At 66.9% G+C, this 21,556-nt stretch carries 21 protein-coding genes; 5 read left to right on the top strand and 16 right to left on the bottom strand.

Features of this window, described 5'->3' with window-relative positions; genetic code table 11:
* Nucleotides 1-123: 123 nt before the first annotated feature.
* Genes galU through G8O29_RS04140 form a run of 5 tightly spaced genes read left to right on the top strand, consistent with a single transcriptional unit; the run spans nt 124 to nt 6,250 of the window.
* Nucleotides 124-1,020: a UTP--glucose-1-phosphate uridylyltransferase GalU gene (galU, locus tag G8O29_RS04160; protein ID WP_166401950.1), complete on the top strand. Its 897-nt coding sequence runs from the start codon at nt 124-126 to the stop codon at nt 1,018-1,020.
* A 5-nt stretch (nt 1,021-1,025) separates the two neighbouring features.
* On the top strand, nt 1,026-2,114 hold the full coding sequence (locus tag G8O29_RS04155) for a glycosyltransferase family 2 protein (protein WP_367890120.1): 1,089 nt from the start codon (nt 1,026-1,028) through the stop codon (nt 2,112-2,114).
* Between the two features lie 31 nt (nt 2,115-2,145).
* Complete coding sequence (locus G8O29_RS04150; RefSeq protein WP_166401949.1) at nt 2,146-3,156, top strand: glycosyltransferase family 2 protein; 1,011 nt, start codon at nt 2,146-2,148, stop codon at nt 3,154-3,156.
* Nucleotides 3,153-4,850, top strand: coding sequence for a DUF5927 domain-containing protein (locus G8O29_RS04145; RefSeq protein WP_166401948.1), 1,698 nt, complete (start codon nt 3,153-3,155; stop codon nt 4,848-4,850). The genes G8O29_RS04150 and G8O29_RS04145 overlap by 4 nt, the downstream gene beginning before the upstream one ends.
* Nucleotides 4,850-6,250, top strand: coding sequence for a nodulation protein NodH (locus G8O29_RS04140; protein ID WP_207623649.1), 1,401 nt, complete (start codon nt 4,850-4,852; stop codon nt 6,248-6,250). The genes G8O29_RS04145 and G8O29_RS04140 overlap by 1 nt, the downstream gene beginning before the upstream one ends.
* Before the next feature lie 87 nt (nt 6,251-6,337).
* Here the strand turns inward: G8O29_RS04140 and G8O29_RS04135 are convergent, their stop codons facing one another.
* The 16 genes from G8O29_RS04135 to G8O29_RS04060 all read right to left on the bottom strand — a co-directional run bounded on the left by G8O29_RS04135 (nt 6,338) and on the right by G8O29_RS04060 (nt 21,529).
* On the bottom strand, nt 6,338-6,802 hold the full coding sequence (locus tag G8O29_RS04135; RefSeq protein ID WP_166401947.1) for a PTS sugar transporter subunit IIA: 465 nt from the start codon (nt 6,800-6,802) through the stop codon (nt 6,338-6,340).
* A gap of 33 nt (nt 6,803-6,835) precedes the next feature.
* Entirely contained in the window at nt 6,836-7,411 is a 576-nt protein-coding gene (gene hpf, locus G8O29_RS04130; RefSeq protein WP_166401946.1) for a ribosome hibernation-promoting factor, HPF/YfiA family, read from the bottom strand.
* Nucleotides 7,412-7,640: 229 nt separating this feature from the next.
* Nucleotides 7,641-8,414 carry an LPS export ABC transporter ATP-binding protein gene (gene lptB / locus G8O29_RS04125; protein ID WP_166401945.1) on the bottom strand — a complete coding sequence of 258 codons (774 nt, stop codon included), beginning with the start codon at nt 8,412-8,414 and terminating at the stop codon, nt 7,641-7,643.
* On the bottom strand, nt 8,414-8,905 hold the full coding sequence (locus G8O29_RS04120) for an LptA/OstA family protein (RefSeq protein WP_166401944.1): 492 nt from the start codon (nt 8,903-8,905) through the stop codon (nt 8,414-8,416). Before G8O29_RS04120 ends, lptB begins: the two co-directional genes overlap by 1 nt.
* A gap of 20 nt (nt 8,906-8,925) precedes the next feature.
* Complete coding sequence (gene lptC, locus G8O29_RS04115) at nt 8,926-9,528, bottom strand: LPS export ABC transporter periplasmic protein LptC (RefSeq protein WP_166402093.1); 603 nt, start codon at nt 9,526-9,528, stop codon at nt 8,926-8,928.
* 2 nt (nt 9,529-9,530) lie between these two features.
* Nucleotides 9,531-10,493 (bottom strand): KpsF/GutQ family sugar-phosphate isomerase, encoded by a 963-nt coding sequence (locus tag G8O29_RS04110; protein ID WP_166401943.1) that lies wholly within the window; start codon nt 10,491-10,493, stop codon nt 9,531-9,533.
* On the bottom strand, nt 10,474-11,088 hold the full coding sequence (locus tag G8O29_RS04105) for a ribonuclease D (RefSeq protein WP_166401942.1): 615 nt from the start codon (nt 11,086-11,088) through the stop codon (nt 10,474-10,476). The genes G8O29_RS04110 and G8O29_RS04105 overlap by 20 nt, the downstream gene beginning before the upstream one ends.
* Before the next feature lie 200 nt (nt 11,089-11,288).
* Entirely contained in the window at nt 11,289-12,380 is a 1,092-nt protein-coding gene (locus tag G8O29_RS04100) for a flagellar basal body P-ring protein FlgI (protein ID WP_166401941.1), read from the bottom strand.
* Nucleotides 12,377-13,375: a flagellin gene (locus G8O29_RS04095; RefSeq protein ID WP_207623648.1), complete on the bottom strand. Its 999-nt coding sequence runs from the start codon at nt 13,373-13,375 to the stop codon at nt 12,377-12,379. Before G8O29_RS04095 ends, G8O29_RS04100 begins: the two co-directional genes overlap by 4 nt.
* Nucleotides 13,375-14,838, bottom strand: a complete 1,464-nt coding sequence (gene flgK, locus G8O29_RS04090) for a flagellar hook-associated protein FlgK (RefSeq protein WP_166401939.1) — start codon at nt 14,836-14,838, stop codon at nt 13,375-13,377. Before flgK ends, G8O29_RS04095 begins: the two co-directional genes overlap by 1 nt.
* Before the next feature lie 6 nt (nt 14,839-14,844).
* On the bottom strand, nt 14,845-16,152 hold the full coding sequence (locus G8O29_RS04085; RefSeq protein ID WP_166401938.1) for a flagellar hook protein FlgE: 1,308 nt from the start codon (nt 16,150-16,152) through the stop codon (nt 14,845-14,847).
* 90 nt (nt 16,153-16,242) lie between these two features.
* Nucleotides 16,243-17,088, bottom strand: coding sequence for a flagellar motor protein MotB (locus G8O29_RS04080; protein WP_166401937.1), 846 nt, complete (start codon nt 17,086-17,088; stop codon nt 16,243-16,245).
* Nucleotides 17,089-17,197: 109 nt separating this feature from the next.
* The gene (locus tag G8O29_RS04075) at nt 17,198-18,052 is read right to left on the bottom strand and encodes a hypothetical protein (RefSeq protein ID WP_166401936.1); all 855 of its coding nucleotides are present in this window, start codon (nt 18,050-18,052) and stop codon (nt 17,198-17,200) included.
* 30 nt (nt 18,053-18,082) lie between these two features.
* The gene (locus G8O29_RS04070) at nt 18,083-18,454 is read right to left on the bottom strand and encodes a hypothetical protein (protein WP_166401935.1); all 372 of its coding nucleotides are present in this window, start codon (nt 18,452-18,454) and stop codon (nt 18,083-18,085) included.
* Between the two features lie 18 nt (nt 18,455-18,472).
* Nucleotides 18,473-19,429 carry a dynamin family protein gene (locus G8O29_RS04065; protein ID WP_166401934.1) on the bottom strand — a complete coding sequence of 319 codons (957 nt, stop codon included), beginning with the start codon at nt 19,427-19,429 and terminating at the stop codon, nt 18,473-18,475.
* A gap of 30 nt (nt 19,430-19,459) precedes the next feature.
* A complete protein-coding gene (locus G8O29_RS04060; protein ID WP_166401933.1) occupies nt 19,460-21,529 on the bottom strand; it encodes a dynamin family protein in 2,070 nt (689 codons plus the stop codon).
* Nucleotides 21,530-21,556 lie beyond the last annotated feature (27 nt).

Raw genomic sequence — 21,556 nt, 5'->3', positions numbered from 1 at the left:
GCAAAGGGAGTGGTGCAGTTTACGAATATTGCCGCAGCACTGCCCGTTTAAGGTCAGATTCGGCTGCGAAACGCATGAAGCCAGACATTTTGCGCAGGACCGGACAGGGTTGGGACGAGTACGATGAAGACGAAGAAGATCACCAAGGCGGTATTCCCGGTGGCTGGTCTTGGGACGCGGTTCCTGCCCGCAACCAAGTCGATCCCGAAAGAGATCATGACGCTGGTCGACCGTCCCCTGATCCAGTACGCCATCGACGAGGCGCGCGCCGCCGGCATCAAGGAGTTCATCTTCGTCACCTCGCGCGGGAAATCGGCGCTGGAGGATTACTTCGACCACGCACCCGAGCTTGAGGCCGAACTGCGGCGCAAGAACAAGCACGACCTTCTGGACGTGCTGAAGGACACCAACATGGACAGCGGCGCCATCGCCTATGTCCGGCAGAACCGGCCGATGGGCCTGGGCCATGCCGTCTGGTGCGCCCGTCGCCTGATCGGGAACGAGCCCTTTGCGGTTCTTCTGCCCGACGACGTGATCGCCGCCGAAACGCCCTGCCTGAAGCAGATGGTCGAGGCCCATGCCGAGACCGGCGGCTGCATGGTCGCCGCGATGGAGGTGGCGCCGAAGAAGACCTCCAGCTATGGCGTTCTTGACATCGACAGGGACGACGGCACCATCGTCAGCGTCAAGGGCATGGTGGAAAAGCCCGCGCCCGAGGATGCGCCGTCGAACCTTGCCGTCATCGGCCGCTACATCCTGACGCCCAAGGTCCTGACCAACCTGAACAGGATCAAGCAGGGCGCGGGCGGGGAAATCCAGTTGACCGACGCCATCGCGCAAGAGACGAAGAAGCCGAATTCCGTCTTCGGGCTGCGGTTCCGCGGCCAGCGCTATGACTGCGGCTCGAAGATCGGGTTCCTTCAGGCCACGGTCGCCTTCGGCCTGGCGCGACCCGAGTTCGGGCAGGAGTTCGCGGGCTTCCTGAACGAGCTGACCGCGATGCAGAAGGCTGCGCAATAGGCTTGGTGGCGGCGCTTTCGCTCGAACGGGGGTTGCCTCATGCCTGTGCGATCGGCGCTCTGGAGGATCAACCACGCGGTCTGGCCGGTGCGCTTCTGGCGCTGAAGCTGCGCCGCCGCCGGCAACGCCTGTTGTGGCGCGCCTTCCGCCGCCGGCGCGAGCTGACGCCCATCGCCGACCGGACCGCCCGGATCGGCGCGGGTGACATCCTCGGCTTTGCCTGCGTCCGGAACGAGACCGCGCGCCTGCCGCATTTCCTGGACCATCATCGCGCGCTGGGCGTCCGGCATTTCCTTTTCGTGGACAATGCCAGCACGGACGGCACGGGCGCCTTGCTGGCCGATCAGCCCGACGTGTCGCTGTGGCACACGCCGGCCGGATACAAGGCCAGCCGGTTCGGGATGGACTGGCTGACCTGGCTTCTGCTGCGCCATGGCCACGGGCACTGGTGCCTGACGCTGGATGCGGACGAGATCCTGATCTATCCCTACTGGCAGACCCGCCCCCTGCCCGCCCTGACCGACTGGCTGGAACGCCAGGGCCGGCACAGCTTTGGCGCGCTGATCCTGGACCTCTATCCCGAGGGCCCGGTCTCGCAAGGCAAGGTTGCGCCGGGCGAGGATCCCTTGACCCACCTGTCCTGGTTCGATGCCGGCAACTATCAGGTCCAGGTCCAGCCCAGGATGCGCAACCTGTGGATCCAGGGCGGAGCGCGGGCGCGGGCCTTCTTTGCCTCTGAACCGCGCAAGGCGCCGACGCTGAACAAGATCCCGCTGGTCCGCTGGCACTGGCGGCAGGCCTATGTCAATTCCACCCATGCGCTGTTGCCCGCCCACCTGAACGAGGTCTATGCCACCGATGGCGGAGAGCTGACCTCGGGCGTGCTTCTGCACACCAAGTTCCTGCCGGGCATCACCGAACGTGCGGCCGAGGAAAAGGTCCGCGGACAGCATTTCGGCAACGCCGAGCAGTATGCGGCCTACTATGACCGGCTGACCGCCGACCCGATATTGCACTGCGAGGCGTCCACCCGCTACACCGGCTGGCGGCAGATGGAGGCTCTGGGCCTGATGTCGCGGGGCGGCTGGATATGACGGGGCGGGACACTGACAGGGAGGGCAGGCCATGGGACTGCTGACCCTGATCCGTCTGCGGGCGCGGCGGCGCTATCTTCTGGCCCGCGCCTGGCGCCGTGGCCGCCAGCTGACCCCGGTCGCCGACCGGACCGCCGGTCTGCGCGGGCAGCCGATCCTGCTGTTTTCCACCATGCGCAACGAACGCATCCGCCTGCCCTATTTCCTGACCTATTACCGCCGCCTCGGAATCGACCATTTCCTGATCGTGGACAACGGGTCCGACGACGGCACACGGGAATATCTGGCCGAGCAGCCGGACGTTTCGCTCTGGACCACGCAGCACGGCTACAAGCAGTCGCGTTTCGGCATGGACTGGCTGATGCATCTTCTGCGCCGCCATGGCCACGGTCGCTGGTGCCTGACCGTCGATGTGGACGAGTTCCTGGTCTATCCCTTCTGCGAAACGCGGCCCCTGCGCGCGCTGACCGACTGGCTGGACAGTGCCGAGACCCCCAGCTTTTCGGCGATGATGCTGGACATGTATCCCAAGGGCGCGATGCACGATCAGCCCTACCGCGAAGGGCAGAACCCCTTCGAGATCGCCCAGTATTTCGACAGCGGCAACTACGTGATCAGCCGCAATCCGCTGTATCGCAACCTCTGGATCCAGGGCGGCCCCCGCGCGCGGCTGTTCTTCACCGACTGCCCGAAACGCGCGCCCGCGATGAACAAGACGCCCCTGGTGAAGTGGCACCGTTCCTATGCCTATGTGTCGTCCACCCACATGCTGCTGCCGCGTGCCCTGAACCTGACCTATGACGACCAGGGCGGAGAACGTCCCTCGGGCGTCCTGCTGCACGCCAAGTTCCTTGACACCTTCGCCGCCAAGGCCGCCGAGGAACTGGCCCGCGGCCAGCACTATGCCGAAAGCCACGAATACCGCGCCTATCGCGAGGGGATCGCCCGCGAGCGCGATCTGTGGTGCACCTGGAGCGAGAAATATGTCAACTGGCGCCAGCTGGAGGTTCTGGGCCTGATGTCGAAGGGAAACTGGGCATGACGCTGGGTGTGGTGATGCTTTGCCACGCGGCGCTGGACCGGGCGGCCCAGCTGGCGCGGCACTGGGCCAGCCACGGCTGCCCGGTGGTGATCCACGTTGACGCCCGCGCGCCCATGGACCAGTTCGAGGGGCTGCAATCCGCCCTTGCGGACCTGCCCGACATCCGTTTCTCGCGCCGCTCGCCCTGCGAATGGGGCACCTTCGGCATCGTCCAGGCGACGATCGACGCAAGCACGCAGATGCTGGCCCAATTCCCGCAGGTCAGCCACGTGCTTCTCGCCTCGGGTTCCTGCCTGCCGATCCGGCCCGTACGCGCCTTGCAGGCCCATCTGGCCCAGCACCCCGACACCGATTTCATCGAAAGCGTGACCACGGCCGATGTCGGCTGGACCGTCGGCGGGTTGGACGAGGAACGTTTCACCCTGCGCTTTCCCTTCGCCTGGAAACGCCAGCGGCGGCTTTTCGATGGCTACGTCGCCCTGCAACGCGCGCTGCGCTTTCGCCGCCGCCTGCCGCCGGGGCTGGTGCCGCATCTGGGCAGTCAGTGGTGGTGCCTGACACGCGCCACGCTTCAGGCCATTCTGTCGCATCCGGACCGGCCCGCGCTCGACCGCTATTTCCGAAGGGTATGGATTCCGGATGAAAGCTATTTTCAAAGCCTGGTACGACAGGTCTCCACGCGCATCGAAAGCCGCTCGCTGACCCTTTCGAAGTTCGATTACCAGGGGCGTCCGCATGTGTTCTATGACGACCACCTGCATCTGTTGCGCCAGACCGATGCCTTCCTTGCCCGCAAGATCTGGCCGAAGGCGGACCTGCTGTATCGCACCTTCCTGACCCTCGACGGCGACCGGGCGCTGGCGCCGGAACCGAACCCCGGCAAGATCAACCGGCTTTTCGCCAAGGCGGTGGAGCGGCGGGTCAAGGGGCGCCCGGGCCTCTACATGCAGAGCCGCTTTCCGACCCGAGCCCGGGGCGGCAACCAGGCGGCCGCGCCCTACGGCGTCTTTTCCGGCTTTGTCGAGCTGTTCGACGACTTCCAGCCCTGGCTGGCCCGCGCGCTGGACGCCCGCGTCCATGGCCATCTCTTCGCCTTCGACCGGGCAGAGTTCGCAGGCGGCGAAAGCGTGTTCAAAGGCGGCCTTTCCGACAGCCCCACCTTGCGCGACTACAACCCGCGCAGCTTTCTGACCAACCTGATCTGGAACACAAGGGGCGAGACCCAGTGCTTCCAGTTCGGCCCCGCCGACGAGCAGGCCATTGCCTCGTTCATGGCCGGCGACCCGAACGCCATGATCTTCGTCATCACCGGCGCCTTTGCCGTGCCGCTGTGGCGGAGCGGACGCAGCGCGGCCGAGGTCAGGGCCGAAGCCGCGCGACTGCAAAAGGTGGAAAGCGATTTCATCGCGCTTCTGAACCGCCCCGATGCCAGGGCCGGCATCCGCATCTGGTCGCTGGCCGAGTTCGTCGAGAACCCCGCCGAGCCGCTGGAGCAGCTGGTCGATCTGCTGAATCCCCGCGCCACGCATCGCGTGACGGACCTGCCGTCACTGACCCCCTTGCAGGGCTTCGGCGCCTTCCTCCAGGACCTGCGCAATCAGGGCATGGCCCCGGTGCTGATGGGCGACTTCCCCGCGGATGCGGACCTGGCCCAGCCGCACCAGGCGCCTTCCCGACCCCGGATCGTCCGCTGATGGCCCGCTTTCATTCCTTCGTCGTCTTCGCCGAGATGCGGACGGGATCGAACCTGCTGGAGGCGAACCTGAATGCGCTGCCGGGAGTGGTCAGCCATGGCGAGGTCTTCAACCGCTATATTCTGGGCCGGAAGGACCGGACCGAGCTGTTCGGGATCACGATGGAAGAGCGCGACCGCGACCCGCGCCTTCTGCTGCGCAAGCTGCGCGCGGAAACCGAGGGCCTGCCGGGCTTTCGCTTCTTTCACGACCACGACCTGCGCATCCTGGACGATGTCCTGCCCGACCCCGGCTGCGCCAAGATCATCCTGACCCGCAACCCGCTGGAAAGCTATGTCAGCTGGAAGATCGCCCAGGCGACCGACCAGTGGAAACTGACCCACCCCAAGCGGCTGAAGACTGCCAAAGTGCGCTTCGACGTGCCGGAGTTCCTGACCCATCTGCGCGACATCCAGGCCTTCCAGCTGCTTCTGCTGAACGCGCTTCAGACCACCGGACAGACCGCCTTCTACCTCGATTACGAAGACCTCGGCTCGCTTGACGTGCTGAACGGTCTGGCGGCCTTCCTGGGGGTCGAGGCGCGGCTCAAGGCGCTGGACGACACGCTGAAGAAGCAGAACCCCGGCCCCATCGAGGACAAGCTGGAAAACCCCGAGGCCCTTGCCGAAGCCATCGCCGCCGTCGATGTCTTCAACCTTGGCCGCACCCCCTGCTTCGAACCCCGCCGCGCCGCCGGGGTGCCGACGGCGCTGGCCTCGGACGCAGGCCTTCTGTTCTTCCCGATCCGGTCGGGTCCCGAAGCCCCGATCCGCGCCTGGTTCGAAAGCCTGGGCCCGGTGAGCGAGGGGTTCGAGCAGAAATCGCTGCGCCAGTGGAAGCGCAGGCACCCCGGCCACCGCAGCTTCACCGTGCTGCGGCATCCCCTGCTGCGCGCCCATGCCGCCTTCCGCCGCAAGATCGTGGCAGGGGAGGCGCAGGATCTGCGCCGCATCCTCATCAACGGCTTCCTGGCCGAGTTGCAGCCCCCGGGCGCGCCCTTTGCGACCCCCGAGGCGGAACGCGCGGCCTTCCTGATCTTCCTCAGCTACTGCCGTCTGGCGGTGAGCGGCCAGACCGGCGCCCGCGTGGACCCAAGCCTTGCCAGCCAGACCGCGCTGGTGCAGGGCATCGCAAGCTTTCAGCCGCTGGACCATCTTCTGCGCGAGGATCGTCTGGCTGAGGGCCTTGCCGCCCTTGCCGCCGAGGTGGGAGCGACCCCGCCCGCCCTCACCTCCGCCGTCTCGCCCGACCCGGAGGAAGCGGCGCTGCTGTCGATCTGGGACGAAGCCCTGGAAGCCGCCGCGGCCGAGGCCTACGGGCGCGATTACATGGGCTTCGGCTTTACCCGCTGGCGCAAGTGACGGCTCCTCGTGCGCCTTCGGCTACTCGTCGCAAGGCAGCGAGGAGTGACGCAGTCAGACGACGAGCGGTCCCGCCAGGAGCCGGGGTCAGGCCGCTTGCGGTGCCCGGGCCTCGGTCAGGATCGCATAAAGCTTGGCCGGGTCGGAATTCGCCCGCAGCTTCGACACCACGCCCTGATCCCGCATCGTCCGGCTGACCAGCGCCAGCGCCTTCAGGTGATCGACCCCCGAATCCTTCGGGGCGAACAGCCCGAAGACCAGATCGACCGGCTGGCGGTCGACGCTGTCGTAGTCAAGCGGCTTTTCCAGCCGCACGAAGACGCCGATGATCGACTTCAGATCCTCAAGCCGGGCGTGCGGCAGGGCGATCCCGTGCCCCACGCCGGTCGGCCCCAGCGTCTCGCGTTCCTGCAAGCCCTCGATGGCGGCGGCCCCGTTCAGCCCATAGGCCTGCGCGGCGACTTCACCCAGCTCCTGGAACAGGCGCTTCTTGGAAGTGAACTGTCCGACCACACGGACGGCGCCCGGGATGAGTAGCTTGGAAAGTTCCATGGGTCGGCTTTGTTCCTGCGTCACGCGGACGCTTCACTTGCTGTTGCGGGGGTCGATCCAGCCGATGTTGCCATCGTCCCGACGGTACACGACATTCACGCCCCCATGGCCTTCGTTGCGGAACACCAGCATCTTCTGCCCGGCCAGTTCCATCTGCATCACGGCCTCGCCGACGGTGATCGAAGGGATCTTCGTCTCCATCTCGGCGATGACCACGGGTTGCAGGCTGTCGGGCTCGGCATCCTCGGCGTCCTCGGTTGCGGCGAGGATATACGAGGCCGCCCCGTCGAATTCAACCGGGCCCGAACGGTTGTTGTGGTGGTTGCGGATGCGGCGCTTGTAGCGGCGCAGCTGCTTGTCCATCTTCTCGCGGCAGGATTCGAAGGCGGCATAGATTTCGGACGCATGCCCCCGGGCCTGCGCCGTCAGCCCTGTGGACAGGTGGATCACCGCCTCGCAGACGAACTCGTGCGCCATACGCGAAAAGACCACCACGCATTCGGTCGGGCGTTGGGCATATTTTTCAACGACTTCCCCCATCTCCGCCTTCACATGGGTCTGAAGAGCCTCACCGACGTCGATCTGCTTTCCACTGATCTGATAGCGCATGATCTCTCCTTTTCGCATGCTGAGAGGGACAGGTGCGCAGCTTGTGCCCTGACCTGCCCGCTCTTCCGGTAATGAACAGGGGAAACGTCGCGTCACGCCCGTTCCGCCGGGTGGAAACACCGCTGGTTGCAGGCCGGGACCAAGGGCATGTAACGCGCTCATTACAGGCATTTGGCGTCAGCCGACGCCGGCTTGTCAACCGAATCGATTGTCGTGTCCGGGGTGCGGTTCACACGATGCGGAAGTTCTCGCCCAGATAGACGCGGCGCACGGTTTCGTCGCGCACGACCTCGTCCGTGGTGCCCGACATCAGCACCTTGCCGTCGTGCAGGATATAGGCGCGATCAACGATTTCCAGCGTCTCGCGGACGTTGTGGTCGGTGATGAGAACGCCGATCCCGCGTGCCTTCAGGTCATGGACCAGGTGACGGATTTCCCCCACGGCGATCGGGTCCACCCCGGCGAAGGGCTCGTCCAGCAGAAGGTATTTCGGGTCCGCCGCCAGACAGCGCGCGATCTCGACCCGGCGGCGTTCCCCGCCCGAGAGCGCGAGGGCCGGCGTGCGCCGCAGATGGGTGATCGAGAATTCGGACAGAAGTTCCTCCAGCCGTTCGCGCCGCTTGTGACGGTCGGGCTGGACGATTTCCAGCACGGCCAGGATGTTGTCCTCGGCCGAAAGACCCCGGAAGATCGACACCTCCTGCGGCAGATAGCCGATCCCCAGCCGGGCACGGCGGTACATCGGCAGCACGGTCACGTCCTTGCCGTCGATCAGCACCTGGCCGCCCTCGGGCATCACCAGGCCGGCGATGGAATAGAAGCAGGTCGTCTTGCCCGATCCGTTCGGCCCCAGCAGCGCCACCACTTCCCCGCGCCGCAGGTCCATGCTGACATCCCGGATCACCGGCCGCTTCTTGTAGCTTTTGCGCAACGACCGGATCTGCAACCCGGCCTGGCCGCCGGTCACCGTCAGTTCGGGACGCGCGCTGGGGGTTGCGGCCATCAGTTGCCCCCCGGCACGAAAGTCGTGGTGACGCGCCCCTCCATCACGCCGGTCCCGTCCTTCAGGTTGATGGTCAGCTTCTGGCCCGCCATCGCCGAAGGCCCCTGCGTCAGCACGACATCGCCCGTCAGCACGATGACCCCGCTGTCGATGGTATAGAGCGCCTCGCGCGCCTCGGCCGCATCGCCGAGATTGGTCACGGTGACCCCGCCCGAGGCCAGCAGGCTGTCGATGCTCTTGCGGTCGGCGCCGTAGGTGACCCGCACCTCGCCGGCCGAAAGCTTCATCTCGCCCTGGGTCACGATCACGTTGCCGCTGAACACCGCGGTGCCGTCGGCGTTGTTCACGGTCAGCTGGTCGGCCTGCACCTCGACCGGCAGGGTCGTGTCCTGGTTCAGCTCGCCGAAGGCGATCCTCTGCTGGGCCGGCGCCATCGAGCCCGCGAGGGCAAGGCCCAGCGCCAGAAGGAAAGTCCGAAACGGGATTGCCATGCGTGATCCTCTGTCGCGCCTCAGCCGCCGGGCCGGTATACCAGCCGGACACCCCCGTTGAAAACCAGAACATAGCTGGCCTGGGTCGGGTTCTCCTGACGCAGCTCCATGCGATCGGCGCGGATCTCGCCAACCGGGCCGGTCGCGGTCACCGGGGCGCGGCTTTCCAGCCCCGTGCGGTCCAGCCGGGCGGCGACTTCCTCGGTCTCCAGCCGGTAGCCGGTCGAAGTGGTCACGGTGACGCCCCCCGACAGGACGACCTCCTGCGCCGCCCTGTCCATCCGCGCGGTTGCCGCCGAAAGCTCGGTCCGCGCGCCGTCCGGCGTGTCCAGTTCCAGCCGCAAGGCGGAAGCCGCGGCCTCGACCCCCTCGGCCGCCGGTCGCGCCTCGTCGGCGCGCAGCGTGAGCGCCCCGCCGTCCCGGGTGGTGCCGGCGTAGGTCGGCGCCGTCATCCGCGGCTCGCGCGCAAGGTCATGGACATCGACTTCGGCATAGGGAAGCGCGGCCTCGGGGTCGATCCGGCGCGCGACGAGGAAGAGGGTGGACAGGATCGCCAGCGCCGCCAGCGGCAGCGCGACCTTCAGCCAGCCCACGACGCGCGTATGCCTGTCCGCCCGCGCCATGGTCACGCGACCCCGGCGCGCAGGCAGTCGTGGACATGCAGGATGCCGATTGCCCTGCGGCTGCCGGGCTCGGTCACCAGAAGGCAGGTGATCTTGCGGTCATTCATCAGGCCCAGCGCCTCGCCGGCCAGGGCGTCCGGGATGATCGTGCGCGGGTCGCGGGTCATCACCTCGCCGGCCCTGTGCCCCATCAGCCCGTCGAGGTGCCGCCTGAGATCGCCGTCGGTGATGATGCCGGTCAGGTTGCCCGAGACGTCCGTCACCCCAACCACGCCGAAGCCGCGGCGCGTCATCTCGACCAGCACTTCGCCCATGGCCATGGTCTCGGGCACCAGGGGCGGGTCGGCATGCATGAGGTCGCCGACCTTCAGAAGCCGCGCACCCAGCTTGCCGCCGGGGTGGAACAGGCGGAAATGGTCGGGCGTAAAGGCGCGATGCTCCATCAGCGCGACGGCAAGCGCGTCGCCCAGGGCCAGCGTCATCGTGGTCGAGGTGGTGGGGACGATCCCCTTTTCGCAGGCCTCGGGCACCTCGGGCAGCAGAAGCCCGACGGTCGCCTGCCGCATCAGGGTGGATCCGTCGCGGCTGGTGATCGCGATCAGCGGGATGGCAAAGCGCTTGGCATGGGCGAGGATGTCGGCCAGTTCCGGCGTCTCGCCCGAATTCGACAGGACCAGAAGCACGTCGCCCCGTGCGACCATGCCGAGGTCCCCATGGCTCGCCTCGGCCGGATGGACGAAATGCGCGGGCGTGCCGGTACTGGCGAAGGTGGCCGCGATCTTGCGCGCGACATGGCCCGACTTGCCCATGCCCGAGACGATGACCCGCCCCTCCGCCTGCATCAAGAGCGCGACGGCGCGGCCGAAACTGTCGTCCAGCGTCCCGGCCAGCCGTTCCAGCGCCTCCGCCTCGCGGCGGATCACCCGGCGGCCGGTGGCAAGGGGGTCAGTGGTGGAAGATGTCATTGGCATCTTCCCAGCCCAGAAGGTCCAGCTCGGCCCGGGTCGGCAGGAAGGCGAACAGCCGCTCGGCCAGGTCCAGCCGGCCCTCGCGGATCAGGCGGGCCTCAAGCTCGGCCTTCAGCTGGTGGAGGTAAAGCACATCCGACGCCGCGTATTCCTTCTGCGCCTCGGTCAGGGTCTCGGCGCCCCAGTCGCTGGTCTGCTGCTGCTTGGAGACATCGACGCCGACCAGATCGGCCAGAAGGTATTTCAGCCCATGCCGGTCGGTGAAGGTGCGCACCAGTTTCGAGGCGATCTTGGTGCACCAGACCGGGGCGGTGGTGACGCCGAAGGCGCGTTTCAGCGCCGCGATGTCGAAGCGGCCGTAATGGAACAGCTTCAGCACCGCCGGATCGGTCAAGAGCCGTTCAAGGTTCGGCGCCCGGGTCTGGCCCCTGGCGATCTGCACCAGATGCGCCTCGCCGCTGCCATCCGAGAGCTGCACCACGCACAGCCGGTCGCGGCGCGGGTCAAGGCCCATGGTTTCGGTGTCGATGGCGACGACCGGGCCGAGGATCAGCCCGTCGGGCAGGTCGTTCTGGTGAAGGTGAATGGCCAAGGGAATGCTCGCGTCCGGGTCGGGTGCTGGGTTTCAGTCCCGCTTACGCCCGCTCCCCCGCAGGGTCAACTCTGGCGGTTTGCGGCTGGGCGCTCCCACGCCGGGACGCTCGTCGATGCCTTGCAGGCTCTCCTCGCTGGCGCCCCGGGATCGGCGCAGGCGCTAGGGCAACGGCCGGTTCCGGATGCGACACCGGAGGCTCAGTTCACCACGAACTCGGCGTGCAGCGCGCCGGCGGCATTGATGCTTTTCAGGATGTCGATCATGTCGTGCGGCGCCACGCCCAGCGCGTTCAACCCGGCCACGACCTCGGCCAGATCGGTGCCGCCCCTGATCTCGGCCAGACCCGCCCCCTCCTTGCCGATCGAGGCATTCGACCGCGGCACCACGACCGTCTCGCCTTCCGAGAACGGGTTGGGCTGGACGACCAGCGGGCTTTCCTCGACCCGCAGGGTCAGGTTGCCCTGTGCCACCGCCACCCGGCTGATCCGCACATCGGCCCCCATCACGATCGTGCCCGACCGCTGGTCCACCACCACGCGCGCCCGGGTCTCGGGCTGGACGAGGATGCGTTCGATCCGCGCCAGCACATGCGCGGGCGAGCCCATGCCGGTGGCCCCGATATCCACCGCCACCGTGCCCGAATCCTGCATCTGCGCGACGCGGCGGCCGAACTCGGCATTCACCGCCCGCTCGATCCGTTCCGCCGTGGTGAAGTCGGCGGCCTTCAGGGCCAACCGCAGGACCGAGAGGCCGGTGAAGTCGAAGGCGACCTCGCGCTCCACCCGCGCGCCCGAGGGGATCACCCCGGCGGTCGGCACGCCCTGGGTCACGCTGGCCGCTTGCCCCGTCGCCGAGACACCGCCGGCGATGATCGTGCCCTGGGCGACGGCATAGATCTGCCCGTCCGCGCCGTTCAGGGGCGTCATGACCAGAGTTCCGCCCAGCAGGCTTTTCGCATCGCCGATGGCCGAGACCGTCACGTCGATCCGCGCGCCGGACCGGGCGAAGGGCGGCAGTTGAGCCGTCACGAAGACCGCGGCCACGTTCTTCGGTCGGAACGCCTCGCCCGTGACATTCGCGCCGAGCCGTTCCAGAAGATTGGCCATGATCTCTTCGGTGAAGGGCGCGTTGCGCAAGCCATCGCCGGTGCCGTTCAGACCCACGACCAGGCCATATCCCACCAGGTCGTTGCCGCGCACGCCGTCGAACTCGACCAGATCCTTGATGCGGATCGGTTCGGCCAGGGCAGAGGTCGCAAGCAGGCACAGTGCCAGGACAAGGCGGATCATCGCAGATACTCCGTAAGACTGAGGCGCGAGACGCGGGCGGTGACGAGATAAAGCGATTCGAGCTGCGCGCGGAACGTCTCGAGCCGGGTCGCGGCCTCGTAGGGATCGACCGAGCCGGTCTCGGACCGCAGGATGCCAAGTGCGGTTTCCTCGGCGCCGTTGCGGGTGCGCGCGCTTTCGATCTGCGCCTCGACCGCGCCGATCCGGGCGGCGAGCGCGATCCTGGCGTCCTCGCTGCGCATCAGCTCCTGGCCGGCGGTGACGGCAAGCCGCGCACGTTCGCCGCGGTCTGCGGCCAGGACGCCGCGGTCCAGAAGGGCGGCCATCGCAAGGCCGGCCAGCGTGTCGCGGATCGCCGGATCCATCGCGGTGGTCGAGATCTCCGCCGTCTCGCCGGGCGCTACCGGCACATCCGTCAGCGCCACCTCGCCCCGGTAGAAACTGGCGAACCCGAGCGGGTCGTTGAACCAGGTCGTCACCGCCGCCGCGACCTGGCCAGCGGTCGTGGCCCCGGCCGCCGCCGTCTCCAGCGCGGCCAGCATGTCCTCGACCGGGCCCAGCGGCGGGGTCCCGGTCGCCTGGCCGGAGAACACGGCGCGGCCGGACGCCTGCACGTTCAGCAGCCCGACCGCCGAGGCCAGCCGCCCGCGCGCATCGGCGGCAAGCGTGTCGATCTGGGCCGGGGTTGCCACGTCGCGCGCACCCAGCAGGGCCGTCGAGATGCCGCTGGCCAGTTGCGACAGGCCCTGGATCGACGCCTGCTGTGCCGCGACCTGGAAGGCCGCATCCGCCGCCGTGGACTTGAAGGCCGCAAGCCGCGCAAGGCTGGCGTCGATGGCCAGCAGAGGCGAGAAATCGCCGCGCAGGTGCTTGCCGATGTCGGTGTGACGCCCGGTCGCCACCTCCTGCGCCGCGCGCTGGACCTGGCCGCGCAGATCCGCCCCCTGGCGCGCCAGGATGTTGGTCAGACTGGCATCCCCGACCGAAACCCGCATCATTCCCCCAGCCGGATAAGTGTGTCGATCATGTCGGCCACCGCCTGGATCACCTTTGCATTCGCGGCATAGTTCTTTTCGATCACCAGAAGCTCCTGCATTTCGCGGTCGGTATCGATGCCGTTCTGCGCCTCGAAATCGGTCAGTGCGGTCAGCTTTGCGGCGGCAAAGCTCTGCTCGGACTGCGCCGAAAGCCTGCCGGCCGCGACGTCGGACAGGAGGTCTGCGGTCAGGGCGGCAAAGCTGCGCGATCCGGCAGTGAAACCCGCCGAGGACAGCGGCTGCGCATCCGTCAAGGCGGCATGCAGCGCAGAGAGCAACGCCCCGTTCCCGGGCGGGCCTTCCGCAACGGCGCCGAGGCCGTCGCGCAGCCGGAAAAGCGCGCCGCCCTGGGCCGGATCGGCCAGCGCGTTCAGCCGCAGGCGGCCGGCGAGCCCGACCTCGTTCAGCGGGTCGAAGGCCAGGCCCGCATCGGTGAAAAGCCCCGGATCGCCGGGGGCGAGGGTCGGATCCACCCCGGATGCCGCAAAACGTTCGACCAGATCCCGCGCCACGGCATCAAGCTTGCCCTGCGCCGACACGGCGAGGGTATCGCGCACCGCGAACAGCGCCCCCAAAGTGCCGCCGAGGATCGGGCTGGCCGAGCCCTCGGTATCATAGGGCCGGCCATTGATCGTGATCCCTGACAGCCCGCCCAGCGCCTGCGTCATTTCCGGCGTGACGGTATGAACCGGCGTGAAGCCGATGACAGCGGGCGATCCCTCCAGCAGCGGCGCTCCTCCGACCGTGAACAGCGCGATCTGGTTCAGATCGCGCGGCACCTCGCGCAGGGGCACGATGGCGGCAACCTGATCGATCAGCCGCTGCCGTTCGTCCAGAAGCGCGGTGATGTCCCTTCCCGCCCCGGTGAAGGACCGGAGGTTGACGTTGATCTCGTGCAGTTGGGTCAGCGCGGCGTTCAGTTTCCCCACCTCCTCGCCGATCTGGCGGTCTGCACTCGCCCGGGCCGTCTGGACCTCGCGTGTCGCCGCGGCAAGCCCGTCGATCAGCGCCCTTGCCGTGGTCGCGATCGCGCCGAGGCGCGTCTGGGAGTCCGGCCGCCCCGCCGCCTCGACCAGGGCCTGGTCGAAGGCCGCCAGCCTGGCCGCCAGCGAGCCGGCACTGTCCGGCGTTCCCACCGCCTTTTCCAGCCGCAGCATGAAGGCGGCGCGGATGTCGCGGTCGCCGCCGCCAGCCTGGGCCAGGCGCCGCTCGCCCAGAAGATGGCGATCGACATCCCGGGTGACGCCCAGCACCTGAACGCCCTGCCCGGTTCCCGCCAGAACGGCCGCCGACAGGCTGACCTGTCGCCGCGCATAGCCGGGCGTCGTGGCATTGGCCACGTTCGACGACAGGATCTCGGCCTGGCGCGACGTGGCCGAGAGACCCGAGAGGGCTCCGGCGAGGGCGGAGGTGATGCTCATCGCCTATCACCGCTTGATGTTGGTGGTTTCCTGCAACATCTCGTCCACCGTCTGGATCACCTTGGCGTTCGAGGAATAGGCGCGCTGGGTCTGGATCAGACTGGTCAGTTCGGCCGCGACATCGGTCTTAGACCCCTCGCGCGAGTAGCCCTGGATCGAGCCGGTGGGACCGGAGCCCGCATCCCACAGGAAGAACGACCCCGACTCGGGCGAGACCTGGTAGGTCTGGTTCGACAGTGACAAGAGGCCGTTGGGGTTCGGCACATCGACCAGCGGGATCTGGTAAAGCCGTTTGGTGAAGCCGGTGTTGTAGGTGGCGTTCACATAGCCTTTCTCGTCGATCTCGACCGTGGTCAGGTTCCCTACGGGCGAGCCGTTCTTGGTGATCGAAACCGGAGCAAAGTTGTCCGACAACTGGGTCAGGCCGTTCGGGTCGCCCAGCCGGCCGATCCCGACCGTCATCGGCCCACCCGCCACGGTCAGCGCCAGGGTGCCATCCGCCGCGTTGTAGGCCCCGCCGGAAACGACGGTCACCGAGGCCAGCGTGCCCCCCGCCCCACGCGAATCGTCGAAGGTCAGTTCATACTCTCCGATCAGCGCCCCGCCCGAGGCGCTGTCGCGGATCTGCATCGTCCAGGTGTTGGATGACCCGGTTAACGGGACGATCGGGATGAACGTCACCTCGAGCGCTTCCGAAGTGCCAAGGTTGCCGAAATATTCCACCGACAGGGGCGGTGGTACGGCGGTGGACCCGGCGTAGGTGTAGGTTGCCGGCAGGTTCACCCCCAGGTTCATCGCGGTGGTCGGGTCGCCTGCCGTCTGGTTGGTGTTTATCACCACCGGCACCAACCCGGCGATCGTGTCGCGCGGCCGAGGGGGAATGGAACCATCGGCATTGGCGGGCCAGCCCAGAAGCACAAGGCCCGCGTCGGTCTTCAGCACGCCATCGGCATCGGTGCGGAAACTGCCGGTCCGCGTCATCAGAAGCGGCGTGTCGGACAGCGCGTTGCCCAGCGACACCTCGTTGATCACGGGCAGCATCCCGCGCCCGGCAATCGCCAGGTCCAGCGGGTGCCCGGTACCGATCAGGTCGCCCCGTTCGTCGATCAGCCGGACCGTCGAGGCCCGCACACCCCCCGCCGAATAGGAGCTTGTGCCCCGCGTCGACGAGATCACCATGCTGGTGAAATCGGTCGAGGCACGCTTGTAGCCATAGGTGGCAGAGTTGGCGATATTGTCGGAAATCGCGGCCAGACGGGTGGCGTTCGCGTTCAACCCGGCCACACCCGCGCTGAGCGAGGAGGAAATCGTCATGGAAAGCGCCTTTCTGCTGCTTCGACCACTTCTCGGCCAAAGCTGCATCCGGTCCGCTTAACATGGCCCTAACGGATAAAATTCGATCCACTATCGGTCACGGCGCAGAAGGATGACCTCGATCCGGTTGTTGCGGATGGCGGTCGGGTCGGACACTGCCGGCTTGCGGTCGGCATGGCCCGAGACGCGCTGCATCCGCGCCGGATCGATCCCGGCGGACTCCAGCACCCGCCGCGTCTCTTGCGCGCGCAGCGCCGAAAGACTCCAGACCGGGTTGTCGATCAGCGTCACCGGATGCGCGCGCAGGTGCCCGCTGACGGCAAGCTCGTTCGTGGTCAGGTTCAGGACATCGGCCAGCAGGTCGGCCAGGGCCAGGGTGATCGAGGAAGGCTCGGCCGTCTCGGCCCGGAAGAGCGGCGCATCCGGCAGATCGAACAGCTCGATCACCAGCCCCTCGTCGGTGATCCGCGTCACGACGTGCCGCAAAAGCCGCTCCATCGTGTTGCTTTCGCCGCCACGCGCCAGCAGGGCCTTCTCGACATCCCGGAGCTCGGACAGGCCGCGGCCTTCGCCGGCGGCACCCTTGCCGGCATCCTCAGCCGCCCGGTCGGGCGAGGCCGTCGCGGTCTTGCGATCCATCGCGCCGGTTCCGGTATGGGCCATCGTCTCTTCCGCAAAGACGCTGTTGCCGCCGAAGGCGCCGTCTCCGCCGCCCGAAATGCGGTTCACCGGGATCGTCGGATTGAAATAGTCCGAGATCCCCTTCCGTTGCTTTTCCGTCGTCGCGTTCAACAGCCACATCAAGAGGAAGAACGCCATCATGGCGGTCACGAAGTCGGCATAGGCCACTTTCCAGGCCCCGCCGTGGTGGCCCCCGCCACCAACCACCTTCTTCCGCTTGATGATGACCGGCGCCGCATTGCTTTGCGCTGCCATCCACATCACCCAAGTTTTCACCCGGGATCCTTCATAGCAGGCAGAGCCCTTACACTGTCTTAACCGATTGCCTTTTAGCGGTTTTCCACAATCCCGCCGCAGTCGGGCTTCACGCCAGCAGCCCGCGCCAGGCCGTCAGCACCGCCTGCGCACCATCGCCTTCGATCACGCCCAGGAGCAGCCGGTCCTCCAGCCGGGCACAGAGGATGCTGTGGCCTTCGATCAGTGTCACACCCAGCAGCAGACAGGCCGGGTCGCCGGGGGCGGCCGAGACCAGGTCCAGCTGCCGGATTACCGCATCGGCTTCCTCGTCAAGGAAACCCTGAAGATGAGAGACCATGTCCTCGGGCCCGGCCCGGGCGGCATCGCCCGCACCGCCACGGATCAGCCAGGCGATCAGCGACGGACCGATGGCCTGAGCGAAGACCTCGATGCTGGCGCCGGACAGCCGCACCGTCGGCGGATCCTCGGACGCAGGGACAGCCTCGGCTTCCGCGTCGGGCGCATCCGGTCCGACCGGGTTCAGGTCGATCAGCAGGAGGTCCGCCAGCAGCGCCACCGGCAGGCCGACGCTGACCTCGGCACCGTCGCGGCTGACCGGGCCCGTGACCACCCGGATCTCCGGCCTCGGGCCCGCCAGGGCCTGCATCAGCTTGATCAGGTCATCCTTGTGCTCGTCCTCAAGCACCTCTGCGCCGAGGCAGGCCTCGGCCCCCGGCAGGCCGTGGCTGGCCGTCAACCGCAGCACCCGGCGTCCGTCAACATCCAGCGTCAGCGACGATCCGGCCGAGGACCGGAACTCCAGCGACCGGGCCAGCATGGTCTCGTTCACCGCGCGCAGGATCTGCGCGACCGGGTTCGGGCTGCCCGCTTCGGCGATGACGCGCGCGCCGCCGGACAGGATGCGGACCGGAGCCTGCAGGCTGTGCAGACGTGCGAGGATCGGAACGGCGCCCTTGTTCAACGGTTTCTGCGGCCCCAGTCATCCGCCCTGTCACCCGCCATGGGTGATGCTTTCAAGCGTTTCGCGGATTTTCGTCACAAAAGCGGCAAGGTCAATGGCATGATCGCAGATGCAGCACATCGCATCGGCCGGCTCTTCCTCGGACCGCAGGAAGAGCCGCAGGTTGGCCGGCCCCAGAAGCAGCGCGGCATGCGGCTCGCCGAAAGCTTGGACCGACAGCGAGAACATCGGGTCGTCAAAACTGGTGCGCGCCTGGTCGCAGAGCCGGTCGAGGTGTTCCTGCGTCGTCACCATCGGGCCGGCGCTGCTGAGGATCATGCGCGCGGAGAGGTCGGCAAAGGCCACCAGACGCGCCTGCGGAAAGGCCTTCACCACCGCCGCCAGGCTGTCCGCAACTGCCACGCTGGTATCCTTTCCGGCTTACGAGGTCTTCAGACGGCCAAGCGAGGGCATGTCGCCGGTGCCCACGATGTCGTCGGCAAAGGTGACCAGCACAGGGCGGCTGTCGGCGGTCGGTCGCTCGGTCCGCAACAGACGTTCCGTCTTGGCCTCGACCCGGCGCGGCTGGATGCGGATCACCGGAGTGTTGCGGATTGCCGTCAGCCGCTCGAAGGTCCGGGCGATCAGGCTCTGACCGACCTCGGTCTCGTCGGCAGGGTCCGGGGTGATGGCGGGCTTGCCTTCATCGCCGGGCTCGGGATGGCCCTCGTCCACGATCCGGTGCACCACCTCGAACAGGGCCTTGGTGAAGGCATCCGCGCCACTGTCGATCCAGGTCGCCTCGTCGTCACCGGCCCGCATGGCCTGCAACAGCGATACGGGGAACACATCCGCAAACAGGCCTTCGGTTTCCTGGCGGACCCGCTTGATGACCTTCGCACGGTCCGTTTCACCGACGATCTTGTCGAACCGCGTCACCAGCAGCAGGCTGTTGTCGCGCATTTCCTTCGGGAAGGTGGACCAGACCCCGGATTCCGACTGCCGCCAGGCCTGGGTGGCATGGGTGCACCACAGCACGCCATCCGCCAGATGCGCCATCCGTTCCCATACTTCGGACGACATCGACGGGTCAGAGATGCCGGGCATGTCGATCAGGTCGCAATAGCGCAGGATATCGCTTTTCATGAAGATGCGGACATGCTCCGTCGTCTCGAGGCTGACATCCTCCAGCTCGGCCAGGTCCAGGTCATAGGCATGTCCGTCCAGGCCCATCGTGTAGGCGTCTTCGGGCCCATAGGACAGCCAGACCGGCGGCAGCTGCGTCGCCGTCACCTTTTCCAGAAGCGGCCGCGCGCCCATCAGCACGTTGCAGAGCGTGCTTTTCCCGGAACTGAACTCGCCCATGATGGCGATGCGGGGTTTGCGGGTCAGCGGCATTGCTCAGGTCCTTTCGTACCCTTTACTCAGCTACTCGGCGTAGATCGCCAGCTCGTCCATGATCGAGGCCAGGCATTCCTGCCGGTCCTCCCAGGCGTTCACGCCGAACAGTTCCTTCATCTCTTCAATCGAGATCTCGGAACTGGCCAGCGCGCTCATCAGAAGCTCGCGCTGTTCCTGAAGGAAGTCCCGCAGCGTCGTCTGCGTGCGTTCGCGGAACAGGCCGATCTGGATCGTCTTGAGGTCGTTGATGATCGGGTCGGTCTCGGCCCGGATCAGCTTGTTGAAGTCCTGCGCAAAGGCCTTGTAGCCGCGCCGGCGCTGCCACCAGCCCTTCCACCAGCCGATCTGAAGGTCCAGCGCGATGGTCTGGCCCAGGTTGATCGGCGGCGGAATGTAGGACACCACCGGCGTCTCGATCTTGAAGCCCTCGACCGTGATCGAGAAGGTCTTGCCGTACAGATCCGCGATCTGCACCGCGGTCTCGTTGTTCACCTCGGCCGCGATGGCGTGCATCTTCTTCAGGACGACCTGATAGCTGGAGCTGAGCAGCATCCGCAGCCCCAGCGGGCTGTAGTGCCAGGTCGCATCCTCGCCATTGGTCTGAAGATGCTCGATCAGGCTGTTCGTCGCGCGGTCCAGAAAGCGTTCATAGCTCTGGTCGATGCGGTTGGTGAAATCCTTGCAGACGTTGTTCGTCAGATGCGTCAGCTTCTCGATCGCCGCCTGCTCGATCTTGCGCAGTTCGGCGTCCAGCTGCTGCGGCGTCATCGTCCGGTTCAGCTGGCCGTCGGATTCCAGGATGCGGACCTGATCCACCACGTCCAGCGACTGCGCCAGGTTCAGCGCCTGGCGCGACGACTTCTGCAAGGCCTCGCGGACCGGGCCTTCGTACATCCGCTGGCCCAGCGCATCCAGAAGCGCGGGAACGCCCGAGGCATGCCAGACCAGCTGTTCCGCCGTCCATTCGCTCATCTTGTCGGCAAAGGCGGCGCGGGTCCAGTTGATCGCCGAGTCGGTCGAGTCGTCGGTCATCTCGTCGATCTTGCCTTCCAGCACCGCATTCGCCCAATGGGCCGAACCATAGATGATGTCGATATCCGGCGGCGCGTTGTTCTTTTCCAGCGTTTCCAGGATCGAGCGATGGATCTCGGGCACCTGGTTCGCCGGGTCGGGAAGCTCGTCGATCCGGTTGACGAAGATGATGATCTCGCGGCTCTGGCGGTGGGCGATCAGACGGATCAGCGCCATGTCCATCGTCGTCAGCGCCTGATGCGCCGACAGGACGACGATACAGGACCGGCTGTCGCGGACCGCGTTGATCGTGATCTGCTCGCGCATCATGAACGTGTCGTTCACGCCGGGCGTGTCCCGGATGCACATCTGGATCGGGAAATCCTCGCGGTCGATATACAGGTCCGCCGATTTGGTGATGTCGGTGAATCGGCCCGCCTCGGCCCCTTCGGTGTCTTCGTCGCCGACGCAGACATAGCGACGCAACAGCGCGTCATCGACCGCGCCATAGCGATGTTCGGTGCCCAGAAGCATCTCGAACTTGCGGCCCAGCCGCGCCTGGGCCTTCTCGCGCATGGCGACGACTTGCAGCCGCAGCTTCTCCAGTTCCTCGTCCGCGCCCGCACGGGCCGCCAGCTGGCCGATCCGGCCGCCGTTCGACACCAGCTTCTCCCATTCGGCATTGTCGAAGAACTTGAACTTCGCCCGCACGTTCAGCTCGGGCGAGGGCGTGTTGATGTGCAGGGACGTCACCACCGACGTCCAGGGGTTCACGTCCGTCGGCAACAACCCCGGCGCGCCGATCATCGCATTCAGAAGTGAGGTCTTGCCCGCCTTGATCTGCCCGATCACGGTGACCGAGGGCTCGACCTCACGCACCTGGCTCATGATCCGGGTGACCTTCTTGGCCGTATCCGGGTCGGCCATGGTCACGAAATCGCGCAGCACGTCCTCGAACTGCTTGATGGCGTCGGCAATGCGCGTCAGGCCGGGGAAATTGCGTTTCAGCGCAACTGCGCCTTCAGGCGCCTGAACGGCCATGCCGTCAAGCGCGTCCTCGTTCTCGGCAACCGCACCCAGTCCCATGTTCACCTCACACCCGCGGTCCTGAAT

It is taken from the genome of Rhodobacter calidifons (genome assembly GCF_011174775.1).
Lineage (GTDB): Bacteria > Pseudomonadota > Alphaproteobacteria > Rhodobacterales > Rhodobacteraceae > Tabrizicola > Tabrizicola calidifons.
Note: the sequence above shows the minus strand (reverse complement) of the source record. Positions and strands in the feature narration are given on the sequence as shown.